The sequence below is a fragment of the Actinoplanes awajinensis subsp. mycoplanecinus genome, from assembly GCF_001509495.1.
Lineage (GTDB): Bacteria > Actinomycetota > Actinomycetes > Mycobacteriales > Micromonosporaceae > Actinoplanes > Actinoplanes palleronii.
In genome coordinates, this window is the sequence record NZ_LLZH01000223.1 from 23,582 (window position 1) to 48,982 (window position 25,401).

General features: G+C 72.0%; 24 protein-coding genes. 14 read left to right on the forward strand and 10 right to left on the reverse strand.

From position 1 onward, the window contains the following. Positions 1–70 precede the first annotated feature (70 nt). Positions 71–1,852 (reverse strand): hypothetical protein, encoded by a 1,782-nt coding sequence (locus tag ADL15_RS22455; protein WP_067694507.1) that lies wholly within the window; start codon positions 1,850–1,852, stop codon positions 71–73. A gap of 186 nt (positions 1,853–2,038) precedes the next feature. On the opposite strand from ADL15_RS22455, the gene ADL15_RS22460 reads away from it, so the two are divergent. Next, positions 2,039–3,289 (forward strand): MFS transporter, encoded by a 1,251-nt coding sequence (locus ADL15_RS22460; protein ID WP_198170961.1) that lies wholly within the window; start codon positions 2,039–2,041, stop codon positions 3,287–3,289. Positions 3,290–3,295: 6 nt separating this feature from the next. Here ADL15_RS22460 and ADL15_RS22465 read toward each other — a convergent pair whose 3' ends face one another. Continuing rightward, positions 3,296–3,784, reverse strand: a complete 489-nt coding sequence (locus ADL15_RS22465) for a YdbC family protein (RefSeq protein ID WP_067694514.1) — start codon at positions 3,782–3,784, stop codon at positions 3,296–3,298. A gap of 62 nt (positions 3,785–3,846) precedes the next feature. Between ADL15_RS22465 and ADL15_RS22470 the strand changes: the two genes are divergently transcribed. Continuing rightward, positions 3,847–4,263 carry a VOC family protein gene (locus tag ADL15_RS22470; RefSeq protein ID WP_067694516.1) on the forward strand — a complete coding sequence of 139 codons (417 nt, stop codon included), beginning with the start codon at positions 3,847–3,849 and terminating at the stop codon, positions 4,261–4,263. Here the strand turns inward: ADL15_RS22470 and ADL15_RS22475 are convergent. Continuing rightward, positions 4,233–4,598: a winged helix-turn-helix transcriptional regulator gene (locus tag ADL15_RS22475; RefSeq protein WP_198170962.1), complete on the reverse strand. Its 366-nt coding sequence runs from the start codon at positions 4,596–4,598 to the stop codon at positions 4,233–4,235. The two genes, ADL15_RS22470 and ADL15_RS22475, sit on opposite strands and share 31 nt — an antisense overlap. 103 nt (positions 4,599–4,701) lie before the next feature. On the opposite strand from ADL15_RS22475, the gene ADL15_RS22480 reads away from it, so the two are divergent. From ADL15_RS22480 to ADL15_RS22490, 3 genes are all read left to right on the forward strand, one after another. Beyond that, positions 4,702–5,538, forward strand: coding sequence for an SDR family oxidoreductase (locus tag ADL15_RS22480; protein WP_067694523.1), 837 nt, complete (start codon positions 4,702–4,704; stop codon positions 5,536–5,538). Positions 5,539–5,575: 37 nt separating this feature from the next. Further along, positions 5,576–6,205: a maleylpyruvate isomerase family mycothiol-dependent enzyme gene (locus ADL15_RS22485; protein ID WP_067694526.1), complete on the forward strand. Its 630-nt coding sequence runs from the start codon at positions 5,576–5,578 to the stop codon at positions 6,203–6,205. An 81-nt stretch (positions 6,206–6,286) separates the two neighbouring features. Then, positions 6,287–7,807, forward strand: coding sequence for a cellulose binding domain-containing protein (locus tag ADL15_RS22490; protein WP_232344283.1), 1,521 nt, complete (start codon positions 6,287–6,289; stop codon positions 7,805–7,807). 387 nt (positions 7,808–8,194) lie between these two features. On the opposite strand, the gene ADL15_RS22495 is transcribed toward ADL15_RS22490, so the two are convergent. Together ADL15_RS22495 and ADL15_RS22500 are read right to left on the reverse strand one after the other, a co-directional pair. Continuing rightward, on the reverse strand, positions 8,195–8,980 hold the full coding sequence (locus ADL15_RS22495) for an SAM-dependent methyltransferase (protein WP_083971595.1): 786 nt from the start codon (positions 8,978–8,980) through the stop codon (positions 8,195–8,197). Between the two features lie 21 nt (positions 8,981–9,001). Continuing rightward, the gene (locus ADL15_RS22500; protein ID WP_067694692.1) at positions 9,002–10,207 is read right to left on the reverse strand and encodes a barstar family protein; all 1,206 of its coding nucleotides are present in this window, start codon (positions 10,205–10,207) and stop codon (positions 9,002–9,004) included. A gap of 148 nt (positions 10,208–10,355) precedes the next feature. Here ADL15_RS22500 and ald point away from each other — a divergent pair, with 148 nt between their 5' ends. The 4 genes from ald (at position 10,356) to ADL15_RS22520 (ending at position 14,114) form a co-directional block, all read left to right on the forward strand. Further along, positions 10,356–11,471, forward strand: a complete 1,116-nt coding sequence (gene ald, locus ADL15_RS22505; RefSeq protein WP_067694532.1) for an alanine dehydrogenase — start codon at positions 10,356–10,358, stop codon at positions 11,469–11,471. After that, positions 11,447–12,382, forward strand: coding sequence for a site-specific tyrosine recombinase XerD (gene xerD, locus ADL15_RS22510; RefSeq protein WP_067694535.1), 936 nt, complete (start codon positions 11,447–11,449; stop codon positions 12,380–12,382). Before ald ends, xerD begins: the two co-directional genes overlap by 25 nt. Positions 12,383–12,495: 113 nt before the next feature. After that, a complete protein-coding gene (locus tag ADL15_RS22515) occupies positions 12,496–13,428 on the forward strand; it encodes a ParA family protein (RefSeq protein WP_067694538.1) in 933 nt (310 codons plus the stop codon). A gap of 11 nt (positions 13,429–13,439) precedes the next feature. Continuing rightward, positions 13,440–14,114 (forward strand): zinc metalloprotease, encoded by a 675-nt coding sequence (locus tag ADL15_RS22520; protein ID WP_067694541.1) that lies wholly within the window; start codon positions 13,440–13,442, stop codon positions 14,112–14,114. Here the strand turns inward: ADL15_RS22520 and ADL15_RS22525 are convergent. Both ADL15_RS22525 and ADL15_RS22530 read right to left on the reverse strand, forming a co-directional pair. After that, positions 14,062–14,742, reverse strand: coding sequence for a DJ-1/PfpI family protein (locus tag ADL15_RS22525; RefSeq protein ID WP_083971597.1), 681 nt, complete (start codon positions 14,740–14,742; stop codon positions 14,062–14,064). The genes ADL15_RS22520 and ADL15_RS22525 overlap by 53 nt on opposite strands. A 40-nt stretch (positions 14,743–14,782) precedes the next feature. Then, positions 14,783–15,775 (reverse strand): GlxA family transcriptional regulator, encoded by a 993-nt coding sequence (locus tag ADL15_RS22530; RefSeq protein WP_067694543.1) that lies wholly within the window; start codon positions 15,773–15,775, stop codon positions 14,783–14,785. A gap of 123 nt (positions 15,776–15,898) precedes the next feature. Here ADL15_RS22530 and ADL15_RS22535 point away from each other — a divergent pair, with 123 nt between their 5' ends. From ADL15_RS22535 to ADL15_RS22555, 5 genes are all read left to right on the forward strand, one after another. Continuing rightward, the gene (locus ADL15_RS22535) at positions 15,899–17,023 is read left to right on the forward strand and encodes a zinc ribbon domain-containing protein (RefSeq protein ID WP_157441536.1); all 1,125 of its coding nucleotides are present in this window, start codon (positions 15,899–15,901) and stop codon (positions 17,021–17,023) included. A 17-nt stretch (positions 17,024–17,040) separates the two neighbouring features. Then, positions 17,041–18,252, forward strand: coding sequence for an adhesin (locus tag ADL15_RS22540; protein ID WP_157441537.1), 1,212 nt, complete (start codon positions 17,041–17,043; stop codon positions 18,250–18,252). 929 nt (positions 18,253–19,181) lie between these two features. Continuing rightward, positions 19,182–20,213, forward strand: a complete 1,032-nt coding sequence (locus ADL15_RS22545; protein WP_067694552.1) for a segregation and condensation protein A — start codon at positions 19,182–19,184, stop codon at positions 20,211–20,213. Between the two features lie 32 nt (positions 20,214–20,245). Then, entirely contained in the window at positions 20,246–21,280 is a 1,035-nt protein-coding gene (gene scpB / locus ADL15_RS22550; protein ID WP_394326950.1) for an SMC-Scp complex subunit ScpB, read from the forward strand. Further along, positions 21,249–22,010, forward strand: a complete 762-nt coding sequence (locus ADL15_RS22555; protein ID WP_067694558.1) for a pseudouridine synthase — start codon at positions 21,249–21,251, stop codon at positions 22,008–22,010. Before scpB ends, ADL15_RS22555 begins: the two co-directional genes overlap by 32 nt. Positions 22,011–22,065: 55 nt before the next feature. Here the strand turns inward: ADL15_RS22555 and ADL15_RS22560 are convergent, their stop codons facing one another. The 3 genes from ADL15_RS22560 to ADL15_RS22570 form a co-directional block, all read right to left on the reverse strand. Then, the gene (locus ADL15_RS22560; RefSeq protein ID WP_157441538.1) at positions 22,066–22,554 is read right to left on the reverse strand and encodes a permease-like cell division protein FtsX; all 489 of its coding nucleotides are present in this window, start codon (positions 22,552–22,554) and stop codon (positions 22,066–22,068) included. 18 nt (positions 22,555–22,572) lie between these two features. Then, positions 22,573–23,370 carry an alpha/beta fold hydrolase gene (locus ADL15_RS22565; RefSeq protein WP_067694563.1) on the reverse strand — a complete coding sequence of 266 codons (798 nt, stop codon included), beginning with the start codon at positions 23,368–23,370 and terminating at the stop codon, positions 22,573–22,575. Between the two features lie 109 nt (positions 23,371–23,479). Continuing rightward, positions 23,480–25,399, reverse strand: a complete 1,920-nt coding sequence (locus ADL15_RS22570; protein WP_067694566.1) for a metallophosphoesterase — start codon at positions 25,397–25,399, stop codon at positions 23,480–23,482. Positions 25,400–25,401 lie beyond the last annotated feature (2 nt).

Consider the following 25,401-nt stretch of genomic DNA (forward strand, 5'->3'; position numbering starts at 1 on the left):
GCGCCGGCTGAGAAGTGACGCCGGCTGAAAGACGCCGCCGGGCACGAGGTGCCCGGCGGCGGCACTGTCTCTAAGAGCGATCCGCCTCTAACGAGCGAAGGGCGGCCGCACAGGCCGCCTGCCACGCCTCGTCCTGCCGCACCCCGTTGTTGCCCGCCGACGTCTTCCACTGGCGCAGGGGTGCGTCGACCGCGGCGCGCAGCACCGGGATCGCGGCCGCCGCGTCCGGGCCGATCTCGGCCAGGCAGGCCAGCGCCTTGCGCCCGCGCGGGTTGCACTCCAGGTGGGGCAGCAGCACCGGGACGACCGGTCCGGCGTCCCCGGTGACCGCCCAGTACGCGATCGCCGCCTCGGTCGGCTCCCAATAGTCCTCCGAGCCGAACAGCGCACGCAGCGCCCCGGCGAACTCCGCCCCGGCCGGCCCCAGGTCACCGATCAGCGCCCTGGCGTCGGCGCCGTGCGCGTCGGCCCGCAGCAACTCGAGCGCGCCGGCCGGCTCGCCGGTGATCCGCCAGATCGCCCGGGCCGCCTGGAACCGGGTCCGGTGGTTGTCACCGGCCCGCAGCGCGGCCAGCTCGGGCAGCGCCGCCGCGGCGCCCGGCCCGAGGTCGCCGAGGACCTGGCAGACCGCGTCCGGGTGGGTGGCCGCCTGCCGCCGCAGCACCGGGATCAGCTCGCCGGCCGGGGTGCCGGTCCGCCCGGCCGCCTCGATCAGCGAGCTCCGCCGGTGGCCCGGCGGGGTGGCCTCGATCGCCGCGGCGAGCACGCCGCGGCAGGCGGTCGCCCAGGGGCCGAGCTCCTTGAGGGCGTCGCCCAGCCGGTCGAGGCGTCCGTCGGCGATCCGCTGCGCGAGGTGCGCGTCGGCGCGCGGGTCGTGCAGGGCGCAGAGCGCGGTCAGCAGGCCGGTGTACTCGTCGCTGGGCAGCGCCGCCCACAGCCGGTCGGCGATTACCGCGGTGGCCGAGCCGGCCGCCGCCACGTGCTGCCGGGCCCAGTACCTGACCTTGCCGGCCGGGTCGTCGAGGGCGTCGGCGAGCGGCCCGGCCAGCAGCGCCGCGGCCGGTCGCCAGAGCAGCAGCGGCTCGTCGGCGGCGTATGCGGCGGCCTCCCGGACCGCTTCCACCGGGTGCCGCAGCCAGCCGGTGACCAGCCGGACCTGCAGCTCCCAGCGTGGCCGCAGCCGGCGCAGCACCCAGACCAGCGCGTCGTCGTAGTCGGCTCCGGCCAGCTGCTCGATCAGCTCCAGCGCGTCCGGCGCGTCCCGTTCCAGGATCTGCACCACCGGGCCGGGCAGCGGCGTCGCGGTGTCCGCCGCGGCCAGCACCAACGCGGCCGCGAGCCGGACCAGCGGCGCGGGGTCGGCCAGCCGGTCGTCGGCGGTGTCACCGCGGCTGCCGAGGGCCATCACGGCACCGGCACGCACCCGGTCGGCCCGGTCGGTGACCGAGGCCGTGCGCAGCGCCGCGGACGCGCCACCGGCGACCGCCGGGCCGAGCGCGCCGATCAGGGTGGCGGCGGCGGCACGCACCTCGTCGTCCGGGTGCACGGCGAGCAGTCGCAGGTAGCTGGGCAGGCCGACGGTGACCGCGGTCCGGGCGGCGGCCGTCAGGTGCTGCCCGCGGGGGGAGCTGGCGCTCGCGATGTCGGTCAGCAGCACCAGCAGGCTCTGCGGGTCGGCGGCCGGCGCGTCCAGGATCCGGATCAGGAACGGCACCGACGACGCCGTCGCGTCGCCGAGCGTGCCCTGGTCGCACAGCTCGCCGAAGAGGTCGTCGAACGCGGCGGAGTCACCCGCGGCGACCGACCGGAGCAGGTCCGGGACGTTCTCCGCGGTCAGTGCCGCCCAGTCCACCAACGCAAGATCGTTCAACACAGGAAAGGGTCCACCAAAGCAAGATCGTTCAGCACAGGAACGAAAGTACAGGGGACCTGCGGCCGGTACACGAATCCACGGGGCCGGGCGGCCCCCATCTGGTGATATTTGGCGCAACGTGGTAGCCATTGATCCGTTGGGCGCTTGATGGTCCGATGTATCACGATGATCGATATGCGGGGTGTCCTCGGAAAGATCCTGCCGGCGCCCGGACTGCCCCGGATGCTCGCTGCCCAGAACGCGCTGTGGGGTGTCGGCACCGGCACGTTCCTGGCCGGCAGCGTGGTCTTCTACAGCCTCTACGTCGGGTTGAGCCCGGTGCAGATCGGTATCGGTCTCTCCTGCGCCGGGTTCGCCGCGCTGGTCGGGTCGTTGCCGCTCGGGCACCTGACCGACCGGATCGGCGGGCGGCGGGCCTGGACGATCGGCGCGCTGGTGCGGGCGGCGGCGTTCGCGGCGTACCCGCTGGGCCGGGAGTTCTGGGTGTTCGTGCTGCTGATGTGCGTTCAGACGGCCGCGGAGACTTTGTCGACCAGCGGCCGGGTGGTCTACACCGCCGCCGCGGTGCCGGCGCGGGACCGGGTCCGGGTGATGGCGTTCAGCCGGGCGTACCTGAACGTGGGCTGGACCGTCGGTGCCGGGCTCGGCGCCGGTGCGCTGGCCCTCGACTCCCGTCCGGGCCTGCTGTGGCTGGTCTTCGTCGCGGCGGGGGCCTCCGCGGTCAACGGCTGGTACGTCACCCGGCTGCCCGCGGTGCGGAGTGCGGCGGACGGCCCGCGCCCGAGCCCGTGGGGGGTGCTGCGCGACCTGCCGTACACCGCGGGTTCGACCGTGTTCGGGGTGCTCTGGCTGCACATGTTCGCGTGGAACGACGTGCTGCAGCTCTGGGTGATCACCCGTACCGACGTGCCGAAGCCGGTGCTCGGCGGCCTGGTCGCGCTGAACACCGTGCTGGCCGTGGTGTTCCAGGTCCGGGCCACCCGCGGCGCCGACTCGCTGCCCGGTGTGGTGCGGCTGACCCGGGCCGCGGCGGTGAGCGCCGCGCTGGCCTGCCCGGTCGCCGCGGCCACCGGGATGACCCACGGCTGGCTCACCGTGGTGCTGCTGTTCGTGGCCGTCGCCCTGTTCACCGGCACCGAGTTGTGGATCTCCGCGGGGCAGTGGTTCGTGCAGGCCGAGATCCCGCCGCCGGCCCAGCGTGGCCTCTACGTCGGACTGGACAAGTCGGTGCAGGGCGTGACCCGGCTGGCCGGTCCGGCGGGCCTGACGTTCCTGGTGATCGAGACCGGTGGCTGGGGCTGGTGGGTGCTCGCCGGGATCTTCGCCGCGTGCGGGTTCGCGGTCGGCCCGGTGATGGCGTGGATCGAGCGCACCCCGCGTACCGCCGCGCTGCAGGCCCGCAGCAGCGCTGTCTGACAGCGGTCAGTCCGTGCGCGGCACCACGGTCCACTCCGGGACCAGCGCGAACATGTCGTCACCAGGTCCGCTCGGGTCCGGGTCCGCGCTTCGCCAGACGAGGCGGTCGTCCGGGGTCGACTGCTCATTTCGTACGAAATAAGCAGTGTGTTCGTGGGCTGGACCGTGCGCCAACCGCACCACCTCGGCCGCAGCGAACGCCTCCGGAATCGACCGGCCGACCGAGCGCGCGTCGTCGCACAGGCGCACCTCGATGCCGTGATAGCTGCCCGCCTGACCGGCCGCGATCCGGTCGTGCCCGGCGGCCATGAACGCGCCGTAATCGGCCCGGTCGCGCCAGCAGCCCAGGATGTGCGCCCGGCCCGGAACCCGCGTGCTCCAGCCGCCGGCCTGCCCGAGAAAGCCCGGCCACCGTCGCAGCGAGCCCCAGCCGGACTGCCCGGCGGTGAACCGCGTCGCGTCGCCGACCTCGCAGATCACCCACTTGAGCAGCACGGCAGCAATTCTGTCGGACCCCGGTAGTAGCGTGACGACGCCCTGAAAGTGGAGGAGGGATCGTGAGTTTCCCGAAGCTGCAATCGATCGTGCTGGACACGCCGGACGCGCGTGGCCTGGCCGAGTTCTATCGCCAGTTGCTCGGGCTGACATATCGCCCCGGCGACGAGCCGCCGGCCGCCAGTGAGCCCGACGTGAACGGCGCCGACTGGCTGGTCCTGGTCGGTGACGGCGGTGTCCGGCTGGCGTTCCAGCAGGAGCCGAAGCTGAAACCGACCACCTGGCCCGACCCGGAGGTGCCGCAGCAGCTGCACCTGGACACCACGGTGCCCTCGGTCGAGGAGCTGGACCGGCAGCACGAGCGGGCGCTCAGCCTCGGCGCGACCCTGCGCTCCGACCGCAGCCACGACCCGGAGGAGCCGCTGCGGGTCTATGCCGACCCGGCCGGTCACACGTTCTGCATCTTCGTCGCGTCGTAGGCGTCGCGCGCCTTCGTCACGTCGTCCAGGTGGTCACCGGCCCACGTGGCCAGCTGGGCGAAGACCGGGCTGAGGCTGCGGCCGAGGTCGCTGATCTCGTACTCCACCCGGGGTGGCACCTCGGCGTACCAGGTGCGGGTGAGCAGGCCGTCGCGTTCCATCCGGCGCAGCCGCTCGGTGAGCACCTTCGGCGTGATCGAGGGCAGCCGGCGCTGCAACTCGACGAAGCGCTGCCGGCCGTGCTCGTGCAGCGCCCAGAGGATCGGCGTGGTCCACCGGCTGAAGACGATGTCGACGGCCGGCGCGATCGGGCAGGCCTGTTCCGGATCCGTCATGGTGGCACTCCTCACAAGTGAGTCACTTTCCTCTAGGTACCTACTGTCTTCAGGAAACTAGCGTCTCCCCGAGCGGTCCGGAAGGGACCCGGAGGGAGACGGCATGTACGTGGTGACGGGTGCGACCGGCAACGTCGGACGGTCGCTGGTGGCGGCACTGGCGGCGGCGGGCGCCGAGGTGCGGGCGGTGTCGCGCACCGATCCCGGGCGGGAGCTGCCCGGGGCGCGACATCACCGGGCCGACCTGGCCGACCCGGTGAGCCTGCGCCCGGTGGTGGCCGGCGCCGAGGCGTTCTTCCTGCTGGTCGCGGGGGCCGGCGCGCACCTGGACGGCCCGGCGATCCTGGACGTGGTGCGGGCCGGCGGGGTGCGCCGGGTGGTGCTGCTCTCCTCGCAGGCGGCCGGCACCCGGCCGGACGCGGCGTCGCACGCCCCGCTGCGCGCCCTGGAGCGGACCGTGCGGGATTCCGGCCTGGGCTGGACGGTGCTGCGGCCCGGCGGGTTCATGTCCAACACGTTCGCCTGGGCGGAGCCGGTGCGGGTGCGGCGCGCGGTGGCGGCGCCGTTCGGTGACGTCGGCCTGCCGCTCGTCGACCCGGCGGACATCGCCGCGGTGGCCGCGGTGGCGCTGCGCGACCCGGCCCACGCCGGCCGCGTCTACGAGCTGACCGGCCCCGAGCCGAGCACGCCCCGGCAGCGGGCGGCCCGGATCGCGGCGGCGCTGGGTGAGCCGGTGCGCTTCACCGAGCAGACCCGCGCGCAGGCCCGGGAGCAGCTGCTGGGGTTCATGCCGGCGCCGGTGGCCGACGGCACGCTGGACATCATCGGCACGCCCACCCCGGCCGAGGAGCGGGTCAGCCCGGACGTCGCGCGGGTGCTGGGCCGGCCGGCGGGCGGCTTCGACGGCTGGCTGGAACGCAATCTGGCCGCATTCCGGTAGCCGGGCGGTTCCGCGCGGTAACTTGTCCATCGTGGACATGCTGTCGATGATCGCTGACGAGCGCCGCGGCATGGCGGAGCTGATCGAGTCGTTGACACCGGCCCAGCTGGAGACGCCCAGCCTGTGCCGGGGCTGGACGGTGCACGACGTCGCGGCGCACCTGTGCTCGCCGTGGATGATGGGCGCCGGCCGGATCGTGCCGGCGCTGATCCGGCACGGTTTCCGGGTGCACCGGGCGAACGCCGAGCTGGTGCAGGACCTGGCCGTCGAGCTGAGCGCCGCCGAGATCGGCCAGGAGCTGCGGGCGCGCGCCGAGTTCCCGTTCTCGCCGCCGGTGGTCGGTCTGTTCGGGCAGCTCACCGACCTGCAGGTGCACGGTCAGGACATCCGCCGACCGCTCGGGCTGACCCGCGAGCTGGTCGGTGCGCGGGTGCTGCTGTCGCTGGATTTCCTGGTCAGCCCGAAGGCCCGCGGCTCGTTCGTGCCGCGTGGCAGGCTGGACGGGCTGCGGTTCATCGCCACCGACCTGGACTGGGAGGGCGGGCAGGGGCTGACCGTGCGCGGGACCGGTGAGGCGCTGCTGCTGGCGCTGACCGGCCGCCCGGTGGTGCTGGCCGAGCTCGAGGGCAGTGGCGTGGCGGTGCTGCGGGCGCGACTGACCGGCTGATGTTTCCGGCTCTTTACACGGGTGTGACCGGCGGACAGAATGGGAGCGCTCCCAATCCATTTCCCTCGATTGGTCATCCCCATGAGACTTCGCACCATGGCGCTGCTCGCGGCCGGTTCCCTCGCCGCCGCGGGCACGCTGGTCACGGCGCTGCCCCCGGCGTCCGCGGCCAGTGCCGGCTGCACCGTCACGTACAAGGTCGCGAGCCAGTGGCAGGGCGGCTTCCAGGGCGACGTCACCGTGAAGAACCTCGGTGACCCGCTCAGCTCCTGGACCCTCGGCTTCGACTTCGCCGACGCCGGGCAGAAGGTCACCCAGGGCTGGAGCGCCACCTGGAGCCAGTCCGGCACCCGGGTCACCGCGGCGAGCATGAGCTGGAACGGCGCGCTCGCCACGAACGCCTCGGCCGGGCTCGGCTTCACCGGCGCCTGGACCGGCGCCAACCCGGTGCCGGCCGCCTTCACCCTCAACGGCGTGACCTGCACCGGCGCGGTGGCGACGTCCGCACCGACGTCAGCGCCGACCTCGTCGCCGACCGTGTCCCCCACGGTCTCGCCGACGTCCTCGCCGACCCCGGCGCCCACCGGTGCCGCGCCCGTCCTGCGGGTGTCCGGCAACAAGTTCGTCACCACGGCCGGCGCCGAGCACCGGCTCTACGGCGTGAACCGCTCCGGCGGCGAGTTCGCCTGCATCCAGGGCAACGGCATCTGGGACGGCCCGATGGACCAGGCCTCGATCACCGCCATGCGCTCCTGGAAGATCCGCACCGTCCGGGTGCCGCTCAACGAGGAGTGCTGGCTCGGCACCGCCGACGTGCCGGCCGCCTACGGTGGCGCCGTCTACCAGGCCGCGGTCAAGGACTACGTGAACCTGCTGGTCAAGAACGGCATCACCCCGATCGTGGAGATGCACTGGAACTACGGCCTCTACACCGGGACCTCGTCCGGCTGCGCCGACGTCAAGGCCACCTGCCAGAAGCCGATGCCCGACGCCCAGTACGCCCCGGCGTTCTGGACCGGCGTGGCGACCGCCTTCAAGGGCAACGACGCGGTCATCCTCGACCTGTTCAACGAGCCCTACCCGGAGCGGGCCACCGGCGACGCGACGAGCGGCTGGAAGTGCTGGCGCGACGGCGGCACCTGCGCCGGCATCGGGTACCAGGTGGCCGGGTTCCAGGGCCTGGTGAACACCGTGCGGGCCACCGGCGCCACCAACATCATCATGATCGGCGGGCTGGCCTACTCGAACGACCTCAGCCAGTGGCTCACCTACAAGCCGAGCGACCCGCTGAACAACCTGGCCGCGTTCGCGCACATCTACAACTTCAACACCTGCGCGAACACGTCCTGCTGGACCAGCCAGCTGGCGCCGGTCGCCGCGCAGGTGCCGCTGACGCTCAGCGAGATCGGTGAGAACGACTGCGCGCACGGCTTCATCGACGGCCTGATGGACTGGGCGGACGCGAACCGGGTCGGCTACCTGGGCTGGACCTGGAACACCTGGGACTGCGCCACCGGCCCGTCCCTGATCAGCAACCACAACGGCACTCCGACCGTTTTCGGTCAGGGCCTCAAGGACCGCCTGGCTCGGGTGTCCGACTAGGGCTTTCCGGACGCCGGACGGAGCCCCGACCGGCGTCCGGAACACGCCCCGAAGGGGAGACGGCCGGCCGTGGGGAGACGGCACCCCACGGCCGGTTCCCTCGCGGAGCACTCAGCTCCCTCTCGACCCGCAGGTCCGGCCGGCGCTCGGTCGTTGCGAGCGTTGCGTGGGGAGTTGTGGTGCGGAGCGCGCCGAAAGTCCCCACACTCGGCCGTTCCGAGCGTTGCGTGGGGTTTTTGGGTGCGGAGCGCGCCGAAAGTCCCCACACTCCGCCGTTCCGAGCGTTGTGTGGGGAGTTGTGGTGCGGAGCGCGCCGAAAGTCCCCACACTCGGTTGTTCTGCCTGCTGCGTGGGGGGTTTGGGTGCGGAGTCTGCGGGGTGGTGGGGTCAGCGTTTGAGGGCTACGCCGCCGGACATCTGGACGTGGGAGTCGTCGACGGGCGGGGCGGCGGGGTCCGGGCGCCACCGGTTGACCAGCGTGACACCCGGGTCGACGAGCTCCAGGCCGCGGAACAGGCCGGCCACCTCGTCGTCGGTGCGCGGCTTGGCCGGGATGCCGCGGGACGTGTAGACCTTCGCGCCCTGCACCGCCTGCTCGTTGTGCGCCGTGACCGTGGAGATCGCCAGCGCGCTGCCCGGCGCGAGCGGCGCCATCAGCGTGTCGATGATCCGGTGCGCCCGGTCCTCGTCGGTGACGAACTGCAGGACCGCGATCAGGCTGATCGCGATCGGCCGGCTGAAGTCGAGCGCCCGTACCTCCGGCGCGTTGATGATCAGCTCGGCGTTGTTCAGGTCGGCGTCCAGATAGGCGGTCGAGCCCCCCGGCGCCGAGGTGAGCAGCGCCCGGGCGTGCACCAGCACTATCGGGTCGTTGTCCACGTAGACCACCCGCGAGGTGGGGTCGACGCCCTGCACCACCTCGTGCAGGTTGGGTGCGGTGGGCAGCCCGGCGCCGATGTCCAGGAACTGCCGGATGCCCAGGTCCGCGGCCAGATAGCGAGCCGTCCGCGCCAGGTAGTTGCGGTTCGCGCGCATCGAGATCGGCAGGCTGGGGGAGGACTTCACGATCTCGGCGGCGGCGGCGCGGTCCGCCTCGAAGTTGTCCTTGCCGCCCAGCAGGTGGTCATAGATGCGGGCGGAGTGCGGGACGGCGGTGTTCAGCTCGACGGCCATGGGTGCAATGTAGTCAGCGGATCAACGGAGTTCGACCTCGACCCCGTCCTCGGCGAGCCAGGCGAGCAGATGGTCCATGGTCACCGCCGGGCACCAGTCGCGCTGATCGTAACCGGGCACCAGGTGCCGCGCGGCCACCTCGGCGTCGTGCCAGACCAGCCGGAACCCGGTCGCCGCGCCCCAGTCGCCGAGCAGGCAGTCGTGCAGCGCACCGGCGTTCCAGCCGAAGTACCCGCCGGGCCCGTTGATCGCCTCGCCGATCGCGCAGTAGAAGCTGTCCTCGTCGGTGACGTGCCGCCCGTCCAGGTGGTACGTCGTGCCGGCGGCCCGGTCCGGTCCCGGCCGGTGGTGCGCCAGCGCCGCGCCGGCCCACTCGTGCCGCAGCGCGGGCGGGTACGCCGCCCACAGCCCGGACTCGGTCGGCCGCCCGGCCCGCCAGTGCTCCCAGATCTCCCGGGCCCCGGTCGAGCGGCCGCCTTTGATCGCGTCGCCGTACGAACTCTCGAACGTCACGTCGACCAGCCCGTCGCCGAGCACCGAGGGCTGCACCCCGGACACCTCGGCGCCCAGCCCGCTGTCCAGCATGTGCGTGGCGGTGCCGTCGTGCGCGACGCTGTATATCGACGCGATGATCATGCGGCGGTGCTTGGCGGCGCCCCGCTGCAGCGCGTCGATGGCCCGCTGCAGCCGTGGCTCGGGCCGGCAGCCGATCAGCGTGGCCGGCTTCGGCATCGGCTCGGGCCGGGGCCGGAACACGCCGGACACGTCCTGGCAGGTGCCGAACTTCTCCTCGCCCTCGCCGGTGATGCCGGTCAGCACGTACCCGTCGGCCTCCGGGGCGCGGGACGGCCGGCGGCGGCGCTTGCGGTGCTCCGGGTCGATCCGCAGCCGGCCCTCGACGGTCACGTCGAACACGCCGAACCCGGCCGGGCGGGCCTCCACCACGGTCAGGTCGAGCAGCTCCTCGGTGCACTCCCAGCACTCGCGGGGGTGCTTGGACTCCGGCCGGTGGATCGCTTCGAGACCGATATTGCCCAGCCACGGCGGGCCGAAGCCGTCGCAGGCCGCGCGCAGCAGCCCGGCCGGCGCGCATCCGTGCAGCGTGTACCGCTCGACCGGCGGTTCGCCCGGGTCGGTGAACAGGCCGTCGATGTCGGTGCAGGCCGCCACCACCGCGTCGTCGTCGTCGACGTTCTGGTCGACGAGAAGCCAGGGGAAGCCGGTCATCGGGCGACCGTACCGGTAAGTCGGCATTGCGCCGACATTGAGGGGATCAGGCCCCATCAGACGGGAAAGATGCGCTGCTCAGCGGTAGTCTGCGGCAGATAGGGACATATCGCGCAGCGCAACGTCGCGGTGACGCAGGGAGAATGATGTGAAGGTCGGCATTCCCAGCGAGGTCAAGAACAACGAGTTCCGGGTCGCGATCACCCCGGCCGGCGTGTTCGAGTTCGACCGCGCGGGACATCAGGTGTTCGTGCAGAGCAGCGCCGGGCTCGGATCGTCGATCACCGACGCCGACTATCGGGACGCGGGCGCCACCATCCTGCCGGACGGCGACGCGGTGTGGGCCGCCGCCGAGCTGATCCTCAAGGTCAAGGAGCCGGTGGCCAGCGAGTACCACCGGATGCGCCCGGGTCAGGTGCTCTTCACCTACCTGCACCTCGCCGCGTCCAAGGAGTGCACCGACGCGCTGGTCGACCACAAGGTCACCGGGATCGCGTACGAGACGGTCGAGCTGCCGGACCGCTCGCTGCCGCTGCTGGCCCCGATGTCCGAGGTGGCCGGCCGGCTCGCGCCACAGGTCGGCGCGTACCACCTGATGCGCCAGGGCGGTGGCCGCGGCGTGCTGATGGGCGGGGTGCCCGGGGTGTACGCGGCCAAGACCGTGGTGATCGGCGCGGGCGTGTCCGGGATGAACGCAGCCGCGATCGCGCTCGGCATGCAGTCCGAGGTGCTGCTGCTGGACAAGAACATCGCCCGGTTGCGCGCGGCCGACGAGGACTACCGCGGGCACCTGCAGACGATCGCTTCCAACGCGTACGAAATCGAACGTGCCGTGCTCGACGCGGACCTGGTGGTGGGCGCGGTCCTGGTGCCCGGCGCGAAAGCGCCCCGGCTGATCTCCAACGACCTGGTGTCCCGGATGAAACCCGGCAGTGTGCTGGTGGACATCTCGATCGACCAGGGTGGCTGCTTCGAGGCGTCCCGGCCGACCACCCACGACGATCCGACCTACCGGGTGCACGGATCGATGTTCTACTGCGTCGCGAACATGCCCGGCGCGGTGCCGCACACCAGCACCTACGCGCTCACCAACGTGACACTCCCGTACGCTCTGGAACTGGCCAACCGCGGCTGGCGCGACGCCCTGCGGCGTGATCCGGCGCTCGCCGCCGGCCTGAACACGCACGGCGGGCAGGTGATCTACGGCCCGGTCGCCGAGGCGCACGGCATGACGGCGACATCGCTGGAGGAGGTCCTGAGCTGAGTCTCGACCGGACGATCCAGGCCTACCTGGACCATCTGAGCGTGGAGCGGGGCCTGTCCCGCAACACGCTCGCCTCCTACCGCCGCGACCTGGACCGCTACGCCGGGCAGCTGACCGCCGCCGGGATCGCCGAGCTGGCGCAGGTGCGCCCGAAGGACGTGACGGGGCACCTGGCGGCGCTGCGGGCCGAGGGCCTGGCGTCGTCGTCGGCAGCCCGGGCGATCAGCGCGGTGCGCGGGCTGCACCGGTTCGCGCTGCGCGAACGGCTGGTGACCCACGACGCGGCCGCCGAGGTGCGCCCGCCCAGCCCGCCGAAACGCCTGCCCAAGGCGCTCGACGTCGACCAGGTCAGCCGCCTGCTCGCGGTGCCGGCCGCGGACAACCCGCTGGGGTTGCGCGACCGGGCGCTGCTGGAGTTCCTCTACGGCACCGGTGCGCGGATCTCCGAGGCGGTCGGCGCCGACATCGACGACCTCGACCTGGGCGAGCAGAGCGCCGCGCTGCTGCGCGGCAAGGGCGGGCGGACCCGGCTGGTCCCGGTCGGCGGTTACGCCCGGACCGCCGTGCAGACCTATCTGGTACGAGCACGGCCGACCCTCGCGGAGGCCGGCCGGGGCACCCCGGCGATCTTCCTGAACGCCCGTGGTGGCCGGCTCTCCCGGCAGAGCGCGTGGACCGTCCTGCACCGCTGCGCCACGGTGGCCGGCCTGCCGATCGACGGCCCGTACGCGGTCAGTCCACATACGCTGCGTCACTCGTACGCCACGCATCTGCTCGACGGCGGGGCCGATGTGCGGGTGGTGCAGGAACTGCTGGGACACGCCTCGGTCACCACGACGCAGGTGTATACGCTGGTGACCGTCGAGCGTCTGCGGGAGGTCTACGCGACTTCTCACCCGCGCGCTCGTTAGAAGGTACGCATCCCTAGGTGCGACACGCCGAACGGCTGACCCCGTTGGCGCGGCGTGGGTGGCGTACAGTCGGGCTTCGGTTCCGACTTAGAGTCGGATGGGGGGCGAGGGCGATGTCAGGGCACGGCCAGCGTGCGGAGGCTTGGACCACCGCGCTCCGCGACCAGCAGAACTCCCTCGACCTCGGCGCCGAACTGGGTCCGGCCGACCCCACGGCGTACACGATGCGCCGCCCGATCCCCGAGCCGATGCCGACCGATCGGCACGGCCCGGCGCGGATCATCGCGCTGGCCAACCAGAAAGGTGGCGTCGGCAAGACGACCACCACGATCAACCTGGGTGCCGCGCTGGCGGAGTACGGCCGCAAGGTGCTGCTCGTCGACTTCGACCCGCAGGGCGCCTGCTCGGTCGGCCTGGGTGTGAACCCGCACAACCTCGACCTGAGCGTCTACAACCTGCTGATGCAGGACGACGTCGCCACCGAGGACGTCATCATCAAGACCAACATCGCCGGGCTGCACCTGCTGCCGGCCAACATCGACCTCTCCGCGGCCGAGATCCAGCTGGTCAACGAGGTCGCCCGGGAGATGGCGCTGGCCCGGGCGCTGCGCTCGGTCCGCAAGGAGTACGACTTCATCCTGATCGACTGCCAGCCCTCGCTGGGCCTGCTGGCGATCAACGCGCTGACCATCGCGAACGCGGTGCTGATCCCGCTGGAGTGCGAGTTCTTCTCGCTGCGCGGTGTCGCCCTGCTGCTGGACACGATCGACAAGGTGCGCGAGCGGCTCAACTTCGACCTCGAGCTCGAAGGCATCCTGGCCACCATGTACGACTCCCGCACCACGCACTGCCGCCAGGTACTGCAGCGGGTGGTCGAGGCGTTCGGCGACAAGGTGTACCAGACGGTGATCACGAAGACGGTGAAGTTCCCGGAGTCGACCGTGGCCGGTGCGCCGATCACTACGCTGGACCCGGCGTCGTCCGGCGCCCGCAACTACCGTCAGCTCGCTCGCGAGGTCATCGCCGCCAAGGTTGAACGAGGGTAGGTTCCGGCTCCGTGCTCTTCGCGCTCGGGACACCGGTCGCGTTCGTCGCGCTGGTCGTCTCCTTCCTCTGTGGCCTGCTCCTGCGCGCGGTCGCCATCCGGTTCACCGCACGGACGGTCGGCCTGGCCGAGCGCAACGAGTCCCTGCGGCCCACCCTGCGCAACGACATCGACCCGTTCGGCGCGGTCGGCGCCGCGCTCGGCGGGATGGGCTGGGGCAAGCAGCTCAGTGTCGACGACGTGCCGCGCTGGCGGGGCCGGGGCCGGGCCGCCGCGGTCTTCGCCGCCGGGCCGGTGGCCTGCATCCTCGCCGGTGAGCTGATGCTGGCGGCGCTGGCGCTGACCGAGCCGTACGCCGACGTGTTCCAGGCGATCCGGGTCGGCGACGTGCTGCACGGGGTGGCCATCGAGCCGTACTGGGAGCAGGCGCTGCTCGCCTTCGGTGGCGGGCTGCTCGCGTTCGGGCTGCTCGCGCTGATCCCGATCCCGCCGCTTGACGGTTTCGGCATCCTCTACTGCGCGCTGCGCAAGCCCGGCGCGGGCATGCAGTGGATGCGGCTGTGGTTCGAGGACAAGAACATCGGCGTGCTGTTGCTGCTGCTCTTCAGCCTGTTCCCGGGCGGCTACCCGCTGATCACGCTGATCCTGGACGTCCTGGGGAACTTCTTCCTGCGCGTGTGGGGCTGACCGGGGCGAGTCCTTTCGCCCGGTCGAGGATCTCCGGGCGGGCCTTGGCCGGGTGGCCGGCGTCGAACGGCGGCTGCGGGTCGTACTCGGTCCACAGCTGGATCGCCTCGGCGTGGTCGCGGCCGGCGATCTCACCGCTGAGCCACAGCGCCAGGTCCAGCCCGGCCGCCACCCCGGCCGCCGTGACGATCCTCCCGGAGCGCACGATCCGCTCGTCCCGGCGCGGCTGAGCGCCGAGCCGGCCGAGGGTGTCCTGGGCGATCCAGTGCGTGGTGGCCGGCCGTCCGCCGAGCAGGCCGGCGGCGGCCAGGATCAGCGCGCCGGAGCAGACCGAGGTGGTCCAGGTGGTGGTGTCGTGCACCCGGGCCAGCCAGCCGGTGAGCTCCCGGTCGGCCATCGCGGCGGCGGTGCCGGGCCCGGAACCGGGCACCAGCACCAGATCGGGCCGGGGCGTCCGGGCGAACGTGTGGGTGACGCCGAGGGTCAGCACCCCGCTGTCGGTCAGCAGCGGCCCGGTCACCGCGCCGACGAAGCGCACCTCGGCCTCCGGCAGGAAACGCAGGATTTCGTACGGGCCGACCGCGTCCAGGGCGGTCACATCGGGATAGAGGACGATCGCGATCTGCATGGCGCCGATGCTGCCGCCCGTGACGCGCCCCGGGCACCGCCTAGCGGGCCACCGGTCCGGAACCGTGGGCAGCCGTGCCGGATCCCTGCGATCGGTACGTCGACGGCGGCACCCCGAACCGCTCCAGGAACCCCTGCCGCAGCGACTCGGTGGAGCCGAACCCGCAGCGCCGGGCCACCGCCGGCAGCGGCAGCACGGTCGTGGTGAGCAGGTGGGCGGCCGCCTCGGTGCGCGCCCGGCGCACGTACCGGGCCGGCGTCAGCTGCACGTACGTGCGGAACAATCGGGACAGGTGCCGTTCGCTGACCCCGAACCGGTGCGCCAGCGCGCTGCCGGTCAGGTCGTCGGTGAGGTGCCCGGCGATGTGGTCGGTGGCCCGGCGGACCACGAAGTCGTCGGTGCCGCGACGGGCCAGGAACATGCTGATCTGCGCCTGCCCGCTGGGCCGCTGTAGGTAGGCGACCGTGCCCAGGGCCACCCCGCGGGCCACCGCCGGGCCGTTGTCCTCCTCGATCAGGGCCAGGGTCAGGTCGAGGGCGCTGGTCACGCCGCCGGAGGTGATCACGTGACCGTCCCGGATCCACACCGGCTCCGCGTCGACGAGCACGTCCGGATACCGCTCGGCCAGCGCCGCGGCGTGCAGCCAGTGGGTGGTGGCGCGGCGGCCGGTGAGCAGGCCGGCCTCGGCCAGGACCGTTGAGCCGGTGCAGACCGAGGCGACCCGGCGGGCCAGCGGGGCGAGCCGCCGGACGTGCCCGACCAGGTGCACGTTCGCGGCCGCCCGCTCGTGACCGAGGCCGCCGGTGACCAGCACGGTGTCCAGCGGCTCGTTCACCCGTTCCAGCGCGGCACCGGACTCCAGGCGCAGACCGGAGTCGCAGGCCACGGTGCGGCGGCCCAGGGTGGCCAGCACGGTCCGGTACGGCGGGTCGGCGCCGATCCGGTTCGCGATGTCCAGCGCCGACGTGACACACGCGATGTCGAGCAGCTCCGCGCCGTCGTACGCGACGACCAGGAACACACGCTCGGGCATGCCCGCCAGTGTAGGGAGCGGGCGGTTCCCGTACGGTTGAGCGATCTTGATCCTGGTATCCGGTACCCGCCGATTCGGGTACCGTTCCGGTGTCTTGCGGTGACCGTCCCAGGAGTTGCGGATATGGAGAACGGCCTCTGCTTCCGCTGTGGGGGTGACATCCCCGCAGCCCAGGAGTGGTGTCCCTACTGCGGCACGCCGGTCGTCGGCGCCCCGCCACGGGTGCAGCCGGCAAGTCCGCCGCCGCCCTGGGAACCGCCACCCGCACCGGCACACCGCCGTGGCCCCGCGCTGATCGCGGCCGCCGTGGTCGGCCTGCTGCTGCTCTCCGCCGGGGTGGTCGCCGGGGTGGCCCGGCTGACCCGCAGCACCCCGGAGTCGGCCACCGAGGACTACTTCGGCGCGCTCACCGACGGCGACGCCGCCGCGGCCCTGAAGCTGATCGCCACCGCCGACCACTTCGACCCCTCACCGTACCCGCTGCTCACCGCGGCGGCCCTGGCCGAGGACCGGTGGCGGCCGCGGGACGTGCGGGTCGGCGACGCCGGCAGCGCCGTGCAGTACGGCTCCCAGGCCCAGCGGGTCGAGGTGCGGTACCGGACCGGCGACCAGACGGTCAGCCAGGACGTGATCCTGCTGCCCGAGGACGGCGAGTTCCGGCTGCGGCTGCCGTTCGTGGTGCTCGGCGTGGACGGGCAGCGCGGCCGGGAGATCCGGGTGAACGGGGTCTCGCTCGGCACGGCGCCCCAGCCGACCGTGGCGTTCCCCGGGACGTACGACGCCACCGCGGCCGCCAACACCCTGCTGGCCGAGAGCCGCACCACGGCGGTCGCCCAGCCGAACGGGCTCTCCGGGTATGCCGCGTCCCTCCAGTTCGGGGCGCCGGAGCTGGCCGCCGGGGCGGAGCAGGCCATTCAGGGCCAGGTGCGTGCCGCCCTGGACCAGTGCGCGACGAGTGTCCAGGCGCAACCGCCCGGCTGCCCGTTCGGGCTCAACGTGCCCGGCACGGGGGTGACCGTGCGGTGGTCGATCACGGCGTACCCGGCGGTCAGCGCGCGCGCCGACAGCACCATGTGGTTCGGTGCCGGCGCGGTGCAGCTCACCGACGACGGTGCCGGGCGGGTGCACTGGAGCGCCGGCTACACCGACTACAGCGGGACGACGAAGTCGCAGAGCGGCGACACCCCGTTCCGGATCAACGGAAGCGCCCAGGCGGCGCCGAACGGCATCCAGGTGTCCCTGACCTGACGATCGATGGAGGACGAATGAGCGTGACCGGCGAGCCGCAACGACAATGGGCGGCCATGGGGCCGGGCAACGGTGACGTCGCCTACCGGATGCAGGGCCTGCAAGCCGGCCCGCAGGAGATCGGGGCGGAGGAGTCGGTTTCGGTCAGCACCCTGATCCGGCTGTGGCTGTGGGCGGCCGTACCGGCGTTTGTGCTCTGGGCCTTCTTCGTTTTCCTGGCGCTGCTCGTGCACGCCGCCTCGGAGCCGACCCTGTTCAGCGCGGACACCCCCGGCGACGGGGTGTTCTCGGTCGGCTCGCTGCTCAGCGTGATCGTCTTCTGGGTGGTGCTGCTGGCCGCCCGGATCGACGAGCCGGTCGCCGGCTGGCACACCCTGCTCGAGGACCGCTGGCAGGGCGCCGACTCCGCCTACGCCGCGGTCTACGGCACGCTGCGCCGCCGCGGCGTCCCGGTGGAGACGACCGCGGGCCGGCTCCGCAGCGACCTCCTCCCGCCGGAGGCGGTCAACAACCGGTTGCTGATCCACGAGCGGGGCTACCAGATCCAGATCACCATTTTCCCGTACGGCAGCAGCCTCTACCTGGGCTGGACCCTGACCCGCAGCCGGCGCGGCGTGATCCTGATCGGTCACTTCCTGAAGGATCTGGTCGGCGGGATGTTCGGCCGCGTGACACCGGCGCTCGCGATGCTGCGCACCGAGCGGGTGCGGGCGTTGCGCGAAGCCGTGCACTCCGCGGTCCGGGAGGGCGCCGAGGTGGCCACGCAGGGGATCGTGGTCCCGGTGGCGTCGGCCTTCGGCCAGGAGGTCCCGGTCCAGGACCTGCGCGCGCAGGCGGTCCACCAGGGCTACGGCCCCCCGCCCGCCGGTTACGGCCCGCCGCCCACCGGCTACGCCGACCCGAACGCTTACGGCCCGCCGCCCACCGGCTACGCCGATCCGAGCGGCGCTTACGGCCCGCCGCCCGGCGGCCCGCAGGCGGGGTATGGCCCCCAGCCCGGCTACGCGCCCACCGGCCCGGTCAGCGGGGTGCCGGCGTCCGCGCCGCCGAGTTCGGCCCCGCCCGCGCCGGGTGGCCACGCGCCCACCGCATTCGCGCCGCCGCCGAGCACTCCCAGCTCCCCGTCCACCGTGCCGACCTCCGGAGCTCCCGCCCCGGGCACGCAAGCTCCCGCGCCGCTTCCTGATGCCGCCCCGTCACATCCGGACAACCCCGAACCGCGCGCCTGACCGGTCCCCCCGGTCGGTAGCGGTTGATGGCTGGCCGGGGCTGGCTGGCCAGGCGAGGGAACCGGCCGGTCGCGGTTCGTGGCGCCGGTCGCCGACCCGGCTGGTCGCGGCGCCCGCGAGACGTGCCGAGACCCGCGGCCACCCCGTTGCGTTGCGTGGGGACTTCGGGTGCGGAGCGAGCCGTAACTCCACACGCATCGTGTTTTCGAGCGTTGCGTGGGGAGTTTGGGTGCGCTCCGCACCACAACTTCACACACACGGTGGTTTTGAGCGTTGCGTGGGGAGTTTGGGTGCGGAGCGCGCCGAAACTTCACACGCTTGGGGTGGTGTCTGGTTTTGGGCGGGTATCTACGTTTGGGCCGGGGCGGTGAGGGGTTTTCGGGGATGCCCGGATTCACTGATGGTAAACGTCTCAATTACGGTCCGATAACGGGGAATTCACTCTCCGGTCATCTAATGTCTAGGGCGTCCAGGCTCGGTTACTGACGAGAGGGAGGTCGGCTATGGCTAAGAAGTCGAAGAAGGACAAGAAGGACAAGAAGTCCAAGAAAGCCAAGAAGAAGTGACTTTCCGGGCCGCCACGCTTCGAGCGTGGCGGCCCGATCTTCCTGCGGCAACGCGCTGCACCATGCGCGGAGCGACGGCTGCGGGACATCGGCGGTCGCGGCTGCGGGACAGCGGCGGGACAATGGCGGGGCGGCGGCGAGAGCGGCGGCGGGACAATGGCCGTGGTCGATCGATCAGGGTGCTCTCATTCGTACCGTAAAAGATCTGACCGATAATCATCAGGGCCGCGGATCTGGCGGATTCCGGTGGTCCGCGGGCCGGACGGGGCACGCACCCCGGGTGTCGACCCTCCGTCCGGACAGCAACCCTTGATCACTTGTGCCGTTGGTACGGGCGTGAGCGCGGAGCACGGTGTCATAGGCATGGTCTACGGTCGGCACGTGCTTGAAGAGCCTGCCCAGCCGGGGTTCGCCGACGACCTTCAGCCTGAGCTGGAGCCTGCCGCATCCGATGATGCGGCCGTCGGCGTGGCCGTGCAGGCCGAGGCCGACACGTCCGCGGAGGCCGACTCCGGCAAGTTCAAGGTCAAGCTGCACAACTTCGAGGGTCCGTTCGACCTGCTGCTGCAGCTGATCGGCAAGCACAAGCTGGATGTCACCGAGGTCGCGCTGCACAAGGTGACCGACGAGTTCATCTCCTACATCCGGGCCATGGGCGACGACTGGGATCTCGACGAGACGAGCGAGTTCCTGCTGGTCGCGGCGACGCTGCTGGATCTCAAGGCGGCTCGGTTGCTGCCCTCGGCCGAGGTGGAGGACGAGGAGGACCTGGCCCTGCTGGAGGCCCGTGACCTGCTCTTCGCCCGCCTGCTGCAGTACAAGGCCTACAAGGAGGCCGCCGCGCACCTCTCCGAGCTGGAGGGGACCGGCGCGCGCCGCTGGCCACGGCTGGTGACCCTGGAGGCGCAGTATGCGGAGGCGCTGCCCGAGCTGGTCCTCGGCATCGGGCCGCAGCGACTGTTCAAGCTGGCGCTGCGGCAGTTCAGCCCGCGGCCCGGGCCGCCGCAGGTGTCGATCGCGCACATCCACCAGACCCGGGTCAGTGTCCGCGAGCACGCCGAGCTGCTGCGCGAGCGGATCCGCCGGGCCGGTGTCGCCACGTTCAGCCTGCTCATCGCGGATTGTGAGAACACCCTCGAGGTGGTGGCCCGGTTCCTGGCGCTGCTGGAGCTGTACCGGCAGGACCTGATCGACTTCGAGCAGCCGGTGTCGCTGGACGAGCTGACCGTGCGGTGGATCGGCGGCGAGGACGTGGCGGCCGAGATCGAGGTCGACGACTACGAGGGCAGCCCCGAGAAGATCACCGACAAACCGGACCGTCCGGAGGGTGCCGGGTCCGACGATGACGAGGGTGCGACGGCTGGTCAGCCGGTGGACCTGGAGGAGAAGCAGTGAGCGACGAGCGTTCGGAGTCCCTGGCCTCGCAGATGGGCGCGTGGGTGCCGCCGTGGGAGCGCAAGCGCGACGAGCCCGACCGCGAGTTCCAGGACGCGGCGGAGGCCGAGGAGCAGACGGCGGCGGCGGCCGAGCGCGCTCCGGAGGCGATCGACGCCCCGCTCGAGATTCCGGGTGACGACGTGGAGCCGGCCGAGCTCGACGTCGAGCCGGAGGTGCCGCTGCCCGAGCCGATCGAGGAAGCCCCGGTGGCCGCGCCGGTCGAGCCGGGGGAGGCCCCCGCCCCGATCGACGAGCCCGCCCCGATCGAGCAGGGCACCGAGGCCGAGACGACGGCCTATCTGTCCGGTTACGCGGACACGGCCGTCGCGCTCGGCGGGAACGTTGCGGAGGTCACGCCGGAGAAACCGCCCGCCCCGGCGGTGCCCGTGCAGGCGGTCCGCCCGCGCACCAAGGAGCGCGCCAAGGAGCGCGCCGCGGAGCCGGTCGTGGACGACTCCGACCGTACCGAAAAGGTGTTTGACGACGCCGAGCTGACCGCGGCCCTGGAAGCGATCCTGCTGGTCGTCGACGAGCCGACCGGCGAGCTTCAGCTCGCTCAGGTGCTGGAGCAGCCGGTGGAGCGGGTGGCGCGGGCGCTCGACGACATCTCCGCGCGCTACACCGCGGCCGGGCACGGCTTCGATCTGCGGCGCGCGGCCGGTGGCTGGCGGCTGTACACCCGTCCGGAGTACGCCGAGTACGTCGAACGGTTCGTCCTGGACGGCCAGTCGGTGCGGTTGACCCAGGCCGCGCTGGAGACACTCGCCGTGGTCGCGTACAAGCAGCCGGTCACCAGGTCGCGCATCTCGGCCATCCGCGGTGTGAACTGTGACGGCGTGATGCGTACGCTGGTCACTCGCGGCCTGATCGAGGAGTGTGGCACCGAGCCGGAAACCGGGGCATACCTGTACCGGACCACCGCTCTGTTCCTGGAGAAGCTCGGCCTCAACTCGGTCGATCAGCTGCCGCCGCTCGCTCCGTTCCTGCCCGACGATGTGGAAGAAGTACTCGATGCCTCAGGCTGACACCGCCGAACGCCTCCAGAAAGTCCTGGCCTTGGCCGGTGTTGGATCCCGCCGTGCCTGCGAAGACCTGATCTTCCGCAAGCGCGTGATGGTCAACGGCCGGGTCGCCAAGCTCGGCGACAAGGTCGACGCGGCCACTGCCGAGATCTACGTCGACGGTTCACGGATCATCACCAACACCAAGCTCGTCTACGTCGCGCTGAACAAGCCGCGCGGGGTCGTCTCCAGCCTCGACGACGAGAAGGGCCGCTCCGAGCTCGCCGACTTCCTGCAGGTCAACTTCGAGCAGCGGCTGTTCCACGTCGGCCGGCTCGACGCCGACTCCGAGGGTCTGCTGCTGCTCACCAACGACGGCACCCTGGCGCACAAGCTGATGCACCCGTCCTACGAGATCGCCAAGACCTACCTGGCCGAGGTCGTCGGCCCGCTGCCGCGCACCGTCGGCCGGCGGCTGCAGAGCGGCGTCGAGCTGGAGGACGGCCCGGCGAAGGTCGACACGTTCAAGCTGATCGACGCGATCGGCAAGACCGCGCAGGTGGAGATCACTCTGCACGAGGGCCGCAAGCACATCGTGCGGCGGATGATGGAGGAGGTCGGCCACCCGGTCACCCGCCTGATCCGCACGTCGGTGGGCCCGATCCGCCTCGGTGACCTGCGTCCCGGCGGTTTCCGGCACCTGTCGAACGCGGAGAAGGCGGCCCTGTTCAAGGCCGTCGGCGACGAGGTCTGACCGCAAGTGATCTGACCGGCGCGCCCGGGGTGGCGCGCCGGGCCGATCCCCCGGCTCAGCAGATGATCTGAGCGCCGGGGGAGTCCGCGGTGTTCGGCCGCACGATCGAGAGCTTCGAGATGCCCTGCAGGCTGGTCAGCGGCTTGAGTGGCGCGCAGTCGAAGTCCCGGCTCGAGGTGGTCACCCGATACGACTCCGGCATGCTCTCCTCGGTGAGCGCGTCCACGGCGTCCGAGTCGACACCGGCGTAGGCCTGCTTGGCCTCGGCGTACGCCTCGGCCCGGGTCGCCAGGTGCAGGCCGGTCGGGGTGGGCAGCTTCTCGAGCACCGCCTTGACCGCGGCCTTCTGCTCCGGGGTGGCCTCCTGCTTGAGGATGACCATCACGTTGTAGGACTGTTCCGGGACCTCCCGCCAGCCGGCCAGGTAGAGCCCGCCGGCGGCGCCACCCGCGCCGACCAGTAGCGCCACCACGGCGGCCAGGGCGGGCGGCACACCGCGGCGGGAGCGGGCGGGTGCGGCCGGCTGGTCAGGAGATTCGCTCATGATCGAGGGACCATACCGTCATTGGTCCAGGAAGTCGTGCAGGGCGGCGTTGAACGCGGCCGGCTGCTCCAGGTTCGGCAGGTGCCCGGCGCCGTCGATCACGGCCAGCTGCGACCCCGGGATCAGCCCGTGCATCAGCTCGGCGTCGGCGACCGGGGTGAACTCGTCGTCGCGGCCGACCACGACCAGGGCCGGCACCGCCACCGTGGTCAGCAGCTCCCGGTAGTCGAGCCGCTCGGCCCGCCCGCGCAGCGCGGCCGCGGCACCCTCCGGGGCGGTGTGCGCCATCATGGCGTGCACGTGCTCGGCCACCTGCGGCATCTTCTCGACGTTGTACGCGGCCATCATCTTCGGCAGGTTCTCCGCCGCGTACCCGGCCATCCCCTCGGCGAGCAGCCGGTCGGCGACCTGGTTGCGGTGCGCGTGCCCGGCCGGGGTCTCGCCCTGCGGGAACGTGTCGGCGAGCACCAGCCCGGCGATCCGCTCCGGGAACAGCCGGTAGCACTCCATCGCGATCTGCCCGCCCATCGACAAGCCGGCCAGCACCACCTCGTCGTCGATCTCCAAGTGGTCGACCAGGGCGAACGTGTCCCGGGCGAACGTCTCCAGCGTGGTCAGCCCGGGCACCACCGTGCTGCGGCCGTAGCCGCGCAGGTCGGCGGTGACCACCCGGTAGCCCTCGGCGGTCAGCGCCGCCACCTGCGGCCACCACATCGAACGGTCGAACGGGTGGCCGTGCACCAGCACGAACGCGGGCCCGTCGCCCGTGTCGTCGAAACTGACCGTGATCCCGTTGACCTCTGCCGTGCGCGTCATGCTGACACGGTAGGAATCCGGGACGCGGTTGTGAAGATCCAATGTCGCCGCTGTGGCCATCTCAGCGCGTGACGATCAGCCCGGCCTGGCGCTTGAGCGTGATCCGGTCTCAGCGCGCGACGATCAGCCCGGCCTGGCGCTTGAGCGTGATCCGGTCGATCTCGGTGTACGGCTCGGTGCTCCCGGGCAGCGCGTCCGCGAGCGTACGGACCGTCATCGTGGTGTTGCCCCCGGCCGCCAGCGCCGGTGCCACGTCGACGGCGATGAACGCGTACCCGTCGTAGCGCACCTGGGACCACTCCACCGCCTCGGCCACCCGCTGACCGGTCGGCGCGCCCTTGCCCTTCTTCGGCTTGTCCTTCTCCTTCTCCCAGAAGTAGCTGTTCACCACGGTCGAGCCGGTGTTCTCCTTGCCGTCGGGCCGGTAGCCGCGATAGCGCTGGCCCTCGCGCAGCTTCTGCTCACCCTTCGGCACCACCCCGGCCGGCGCCGGTGCCTCCGCGCCGGGGGCCGGGCGGAACGGGTAGCGGGGCCGGCCGCCGGAGCCGACGCAGATGTAGGTCACGCCGTCCTCGGCCGGGTGCACGGTCGCGCCGTCCGGGGCGGCCTTGGTGCGCTTGCCGTGCCGGATCGGGTCGGTACGTTCGAACAGGTGGTTGTGCCCCTGCACGGCCAGGTCCACCTGGTATTTCGTGAACAGCGGCTCGACCGCGGCGCGCACACCGCCGTCCGAGGCGTGGTTGTGCGCGGTGGAGAACGCGCAGTGGTGGAAGAAGACCACGATGAAGTCGACACCGGACCCGCCCGCCCGCCAGCCCCGCAGCGTGTCGGTCAGCCAGGTCAGCTGCGCCCCGCCGGAGTACCCGGTGTTGGACTGCAGCTCCCAGGACAGCTCGTTGGCGTCCAGCGAGATCACCCCGACGTTGCCGTAGGCGAACTTGTAGACCGACGGGCAGCCCTTCGGCCCGTTGCCCGGCATGTCCAGGCGCTGCACGTGCCCGCCGTACCCGTGTGCCGGGCTGCCGCCCAGGTACTCGGTGTCGCCGTAGATCGGCTCCATGTCGTGGTTGCCGGTCGCGAACATCCACGGCGTGTAGGCCGCCTGCGGCTCGATCTGATTCAGGAACACATCCCAGACGTACGGGTTGTACAGGTTCTTCCCGGCCGGCGCCCGCCCGGTGGTCAGCGCCGTGGTGTCGTCGGCCGGCAGCCCGGTCCCGGACGGGTTGGCGTAACAGATGTCCCCGGCGAGCAGGGTGAACGCCGGCCGCTGGGTGCTCATCAGCTTGGTCATGCTGGCCGCCGGTTTGCGATCCGTGCCGCCCTTGCCGCCGATCGGGTCGCTCGCGCTGTACTCGTTGTTGTCGAAGATCCCCTTCGGCCACTTACCGCCGGCCTTGGTGACCGTGGCCGGGTCGGCGTGCCAGGCGGCCTTCGGGTCGGTCGGCGCGGTGTGCGTGCCGACGTCGGCGAACGCGGTGAACGTGAACGCCTTGGCGGCCTCCGGCGCGGTGGTGAAGTGCGCGTCGCCGCTGACCGTGCCGTCGGAGAGCCGGACCCGGTAGTGGTAGACGGTGTCCGGCTTGAGCCCGGTGAGCTTCGCCTTGGCGTAGAACTGGCTGCCGGCCGGGCCCCCGGGGATCGCGTACAACCCGACCAGGTGCTTGATGCCGGCTTCGACCTGGGTGCCGTACGTGCCCGGCGCGTCGCCGACGTCGACGAACGCGCGCAGCTTCGCCGGCAGCGACCCGGTCTTGCTGGCCAGCTGCGCGGTCACCGCCATCGCGTGCCGGGGCACGTCACGGGCGCCCGGCACGAACGACAGGTGCCGCCCGGAGATCACCACGCCGGTCTTGCCGGGTGTGCCACCACCGGCGGTGAAGGCCCGCTCGGCCAGCCGGTGCTGCTGGTCCGCACACCCGCCCAGGCCGGCCGCCATCGCCACCAGCAGCAGCGACCGCCGGGTCACCGGCTGCCTGGCGAGGAGCTTCTGGTTCCACTCGCTGAACTCGTCGACCGTAAGACTCACGG